The organism is Nonomuraea sp. JJY05 (assembly GCF_043496855.1).
In the GTDB taxonomy this organism is placed as follows: domain Bacteria; phylum Actinomycetota; class Actinomycetes; order Streptosporangiales; family Streptosporangiaceae; genus Nonomuraea.
Window position 1 is genome coordinate 1 of sequence record NZ_JBIEIS010000107.1, and the last position, 4,883, is coordinate 4,883.

The 4,883-nt window shown below is 69.4% G+C and carries 5 protein-coding genes; 2 read left to right on the forward strand and 3 right to left on the reverse strand.

Features of this window, described 5'->3' with window-relative positions:
• The coding region (locus ACFKCF_RS61365; protein WP_394506725.1) for a hypothetical protein at positions 1–452 on the reverse strand (452 nt) is incomplete at its 3' end.
• 319 nt (positions 453–771) lie between these two features.
• Between ACFKCF_RS61365 and ACFKCF_RS61370 the strand changes: the two genes are divergently transcribed.
• On the forward strand, positions 772–1,167 hold the full coding sequence (locus ACFKCF_RS61370) for an STAS domain-containing protein (protein ID WP_394506726.1): 396 nt from the start codon (positions 772–774) through the stop codon (positions 1,165–1,167).
• A gap of 509 nt (positions 1,168–1,676) precedes the next feature.
• On the opposite strand, the gene ACFKCF_RS61375 is transcribed toward ACFKCF_RS61370, so the two are convergent.
• Positions 1,677–2,657, reverse strand: a complete 981-nt coding sequence (locus ACFKCF_RS61375; RefSeq protein WP_394506728.1) for a hypothetical protein — start codon at positions 2,655–2,657, stop codon at positions 1,677–1,679.
• Positions 2,658–3,404: 747 nt separating this feature from the next.
• Between ACFKCF_RS61375 and ACFKCF_RS61380 the strand changes: the two genes are divergently transcribed.
• Positions 3,405–4,118 (forward strand): TetR/AcrR family transcriptional regulator, encoded by a 714-nt coding sequence (locus ACFKCF_RS61380; RefSeq protein ID WP_394506730.1) that lies wholly within the window; start codon positions 3,405–3,407, stop codon positions 4,116–4,118.
• Here ACFKCF_RS61380 and ACFKCF_RS61385 read toward each other — a convergent pair.
• Complete coding sequence (locus tag ACFKCF_RS61385) at positions 4,072–4,620, reverse strand: hypothetical protein (protein WP_394506731.1); 549 nt, start codon at positions 4,618–4,620, stop codon at positions 4,072–4,074. The genes ACFKCF_RS61380 and ACFKCF_RS61385 overlap by 47 nt on opposite strands.
• Positions 4,621–4,883: the final 263 nt, after the last annotated feature.

Here is a 4,883-nt window from a genome sequence, read left to right on the forward strand (position 1 = left end):
CGCCCGGCGAGCGAGCCGAGCAGCGCGTCCGCGCCGCCGCGCACGCTCGCGACGCCCACCCGCGCGACCTCCCTGTCGAGGAGCGGGCGCGCCCTGCTCCACAGCGGCTCGGCGACGGCCCACACGTCGGCGAGCGCGCCCGCGTACCCGCGCAGCCAGCGGTCGGGCCGCTCGGCGGCGGCCCGCCAGTGCGCGGGCAGCGGCCCGAACGCCTGCTCCAGGTCTTTGAGCAGGAGCTCCGGCGACATGTCATGCAGGCGATCGATCTGCTCCTGTACGGGGACGTCACCGACGGGGGCGCGCGGCACGACGCTGTCCGGCACCACCGCATGGCCGGGCGCGCCCAGCGGCCGCACCGCCTCCTTCGACCGCCAGCCGGCCCGCGCCTGAACCGCCCTCCGCCACGATTGCGGCAGACCGCGATAACGGCCCGCGAGCGCATCCGTGATCATGGCGAGCACGGTCAAACTCGGGGAGAGCGACACCGAAATTCGCGGCGTCGCGGATATTCGTATTTCCGTCCGTTCGCAGGCGTTGAATATGTCCGACCGCCAATCACTCGTCCCGTACGTTCCACTGTGCCGGGCCGGTCTTGCACGGATCGTGTGGGTTCCATGAATCCCCTGCTCACCTCAGGGATGCCGGGCGCGCGGCCCCGGCCGTGAAGAAGTAAGTGCTGATGTCTAGGCGAAAGGCGGGCGCCCGGATATGGTGCGATACGGGCAAGCCATAACAGTGCATCGTCTCCGGACTCCGATCGGTGGGCACCGCATGCCGGATCTGACGTTCGCCATTCAGAGATTGCCGGGCGTGAGCGTGATCTCAGTGGCCGGCGAGGTCGACGTCGCGACCGCCGGGCAGCTCGATCGACATATCCGTGGCAGCAGGCGGCAGCCCGGCGAGCACGTGGTGATCGACCTCAGCGAGGCACACTTCCTGGGCAGCGCGGGCCTTCGCGTCCTGCTCAACACCCACGCCTTCGCCCGCCAGCACGGCGGCAGCCTGCACCTGGCCGCCCCCGATCCGAAACTGGCCCGGATCATGGAACTCACGTGGGCGCACACCGTCCTGCACGTGCACGCCACCGTGGAAGAGGCCGTCCTCGCCGCCCTGGGCGACACGACCCGCGAATCACTCGGCCCCGTCGACGCCGGCGACCCTTGTTGAGCTGTGCACCTCCCCTGATCGCGCCCTCACCGAGGAAGCCGCACTCTCACCCCACCCCAGACCCGCCAGCCCGCCACACCGGCCGACCCCCGGTGTGCATCGTGAAACCACCACACCCAGTCAGCATCGCGACACCACCAAGCCCAGTCAGCATCGCGACACCACCACCGACAAAGTCAGCCGGCTCAGGCCCGCCAACTCGGATCCACCAACCCAGGCCCACCAGCTCGGGTCCACCGACCCAGGCCCACCAGCTCGGGTCCACCAGCTCGGGTCCACCGACCCAGGCCCCCGACCCAAGCCAGCCAACCCAGGCCAGCCAACCCAGGCCAGCCAACCCAAGCCAGCCAACCCAAGCCAGCCAACCCAAGCCAGCCAACCCAGGGCCGCCAACTCGGCCACCGCCTTCTTCCCCTGCGGCGTCAGCACCGCACCGCGGCCGGGTGATACGGGAGCCGGTCCTCTCGACCCGAACGGGACGCATGGCAGCGGCCGGCCCGGCTGCGCGGTCAGTTGACCGACGATGCGGCGACCGGCACCCGCCCCTCATACGGGTCGGTGCGGTTGAGCGCGCCCTTGACGATGTCCGCCACATCGGAGTCCTTGAACTCCTCGGTGAGCGGAATGCCCAGGCGCTCGAACAGCTGACGCGTCTCGTCCACGGTGGGCCGGGCGCTCAACCGGGGCGCCTTCGCCACGTCCAGCGGTTTGGTCTGGTCGAGGCTGTTGTGCAGCTCGATGGACCACGGGTTGTAATGCGGGCTGTCCTGCGGAATAGCGAGGCCGGGAAACTCGGGACCGCGCTGGGTGATCACCAGATTGTGCTTGGTGAGGTCGCAGCGGAACAGCGAGATCGTCCGGGACAGGCCGATCCGCAACTCCAGCAGCTGACTGTTGCGCTGCCGGTACCAGCAGGCGGCGAGGATCGTCGAATATACGTCCTTGCGCGTGCCCAGAGACGTCCACCCTTTCTCCTCGGCGCCGTCGGCAGCGAGACTGAGGTGCAGCTGGGTGTACTCCGCGCACAGCGACTCGTCCGTCGGGTCGAGTAATTCGAGCAGGAAACGCAGTTTGCTGCGCTTCTTCTTGGCCCGCTCAATGCATTCGGGCAGCGTCACCGCCCGGATGAACGTGCCCGTGCCCCCTTTGAACAACCACATATCGCTGCCTGCCCGCGCCTCCTCGAGGAGTCGGGTGATGGCCGTCCCGTTGAGCGACTTGACCGAATCGCCGCTGGCCAGCAATCGCCACATTCCGTCGGTGGTACGCGCGACGGTATCAAGCTGTTCGGCCACTCGAGCCTGCCTGTTCCTGTCCCTGATCCAGACGAACGCGAGCAGGGCCAGCACCGGCAGAATCAGCTGGTCCGATTGTCCGTCTTTGAGCACATCGAGCAGATCGAGCACACTGACGGCAGCGGCGACGAGCAGCACGATGCCGAGATCCACGTTGGAGACTGCGGCACGGAGCCGCGCCTTGACGTTCGCCATGTCTGTCGTTTAGCGGTCCGAACGCTCCCCGTCAAGCCTTGATCACACTACGGGTACCCTGCGGCGACCTGGGGCTTCCGATTTGCGCCTGCGCCATTCTCCACCACCGCCTGAATCGCCGGCTCGGCAATTCCCGATGGGCAGGCGAGCGAAAATTCGACAAGAGGTTTCCCCATGCGGCGATCCGCCCTGAATCCCGGCCGATCCAATCGCCGGCATATTCACTCGGCCGGAGCCCGTTTTGACACTCATCCCCTTGGGCCGTAGGCCGTCATGAGGATGTGCACGAGGATGAGGACGACGATCCAGAACATGGCGCGCCTGGCCGGCGGCGGGCCGCCGCGCAGCATCGATATGCCCAGGGGGAGGAAGGCGACGCAGAGGCGCCCACGGCGATGAAGGACTGCGGTTCGGTGCCTTTGAGCGTCCCGAGAGCGAGCGCCGACATCAGGCCGAGCGCGACCGAGCGGCCCAGCCCCAGGGCGCCGGAGCGGTAAGCGCCGACGGCGTCGCGGTGGGACGGGCGTCGCGGTGGGACGGGCGTCGCGGTGGGACGGGCGTCGTGGCGATGCGCGGACGCCGAGCAAGCGGGCGCGAGACTGGCGGCTGTTGGCGAGCGATCGTGAGAGCGAGCGATCGCGGGGATGGGTGATCGCGGGCGCAGGAGACCACGGGCGCGGGAGACCGAGGAGGTAGGTGATCGCGCAGGTAGGTGATCGCGGGGGTAGGGGCGGTAGGTTGGGGGGTATGCCGCGTGACACCCTGACCCGGGATCAGATCGTCCGGGCCGCCGTCTCGGTGTTGGACGCCGAGGGCGTGGACGGGCTGAACATGCGGCGGCTGGGCACCCAGCTGGGTGCGGCGGCCACGGCCATGTACTGGCATGTCAAGAGCAAGGACGAGCTGGTCGTGCTGGCCGCCGACCACGTGTGGGACGAGATCCAGCTGCCCGACCCCGCCGAGGTCGGCTGGCGGGCGGCCGCGGCGGCGCTGGCCGCCGGCGCGCACGGCATGCTGGGCCGTCACTTCTGGATGCTCCCGGCCATGAGCACCCACCTCATCCACGGCCCCAACAAGGCCCGTTACGACGACTGCTGCCTGGCCGTCTACGAGGCCGCCGGGTTCAGCGGGCCGGACGCGGACCAGGCGGCGGCGACCGTGCTCATGTTCGTCATCGGCGCCGCGCAGGGCGAGGCGGCCGAGCTGGCGTGGCGGGCCCGGCTCCGCAGGGCGGGGGCGGACGAGGAGCAGCAGTTGCGCGACACCATCGCGCGCATCGGCGAGATCGCCGCGCGGTTCCCCCGGTTGCAGGCCCGCGCCACGCCGTCGGTGGAGGCCGCCCGTTCCCTGCCGGACGAGGACTCGTTCGAGTTCGGGCTGCGTACGATCCTCGACGGACTGCAGGCGCGGCTGGCTACTGGAAGTACGCGCTCGCGGCCGGAGTCGCCAGCAGGACGATGACGGCCAGCGAGCCCACGGTCGTCAGTACGAACCGGGTCACGATCAGCGGACGCAGGATCGCGGGGAACGCCTCCTGCGCCGCGCGCACCACGGCTCTCCCGTCGAGCTCCCGCACGCCAGGCTCCTTGGACTTCTTGAAGGCCGCCTCGACGTAGCGGCCCGCGAAGATCTGGCTGCCGGTGACGAACGCGCCCGCGGTCAGGAGGAGCGCGGCGGCGATCCACGACAGGATCCGGCCCACGCCGCTCCCCGCGAGGCCGAGTGAGGCCAGGGTCGCCAGGGCGGCGGAGATGGCGAGCGGGAACAGCAGCTCCACGACGCTCTCGGCGAACTTGACCCCGTGCCGGGCGAGCACGCCGCCGGACAGGCCCTGCCGCGTGACGACCGCCTCGGCCGCGCGCTGAGCCCGCTCCCCGTGGGTGTGGACGATGAAGGGCAGGACGAGGAACAGCACCGCGAGCGCGTACTGCAGCGTGGACGCGATGACGACGGAAACCGGCATGGGACCCTCCCGGGACGACGACTTGCACAATGTTCAAGTCCGACGGTAGGGGCGACTTGAACATTGTGCAAGTGACTCGTGAAAGAGGGTCAGCGGTAGGCGGCGGCCTGCAGGGTGTAGAGGTCGGCGTAGAGGCCGTCGAGTGACATCAGGGTGTGGTGGTCGCCCTGTTCGGTGATCCGGCCGTGGTCGAGGACGTAGATGCGGTCGGCGTAGCGGACGCTGGCCAGGCGGTGGGTGATGAGCAGGACGGTGCGGCCGTC

Coding starts and splice junctions, on each gene's coding strand:
- ACFKCF_RS61370 (WP_394506726.1), top strand. CDS start 772: ATGCCGGATCTGACGTTCGCCATTCAGAGATTGCCGGGCGTGAGCGTG.
- ACFKCF_RS61375 (WP_394506728.1), bottom strand. CDS start 2,657: ATGGCGAACGTCAAGGCGCGGCTCCGTGCCGCAGTCTCCAACGTGGAT.
- ACFKCF_RS61380 (WP_394506730.1), top strand. CDS start 3,405: ATGCCGCGTGACACCCTGACCCGGGATCAGATCGTCCGGGCCGCCGTC.
- ACFKCF_RS61385 (WP_394506731.1), bottom strand. CDS start 4,620: ATGCCGGTTTCCGTCGTCATCGCGTCCACGCTGCAGTACGCGCTCGCG.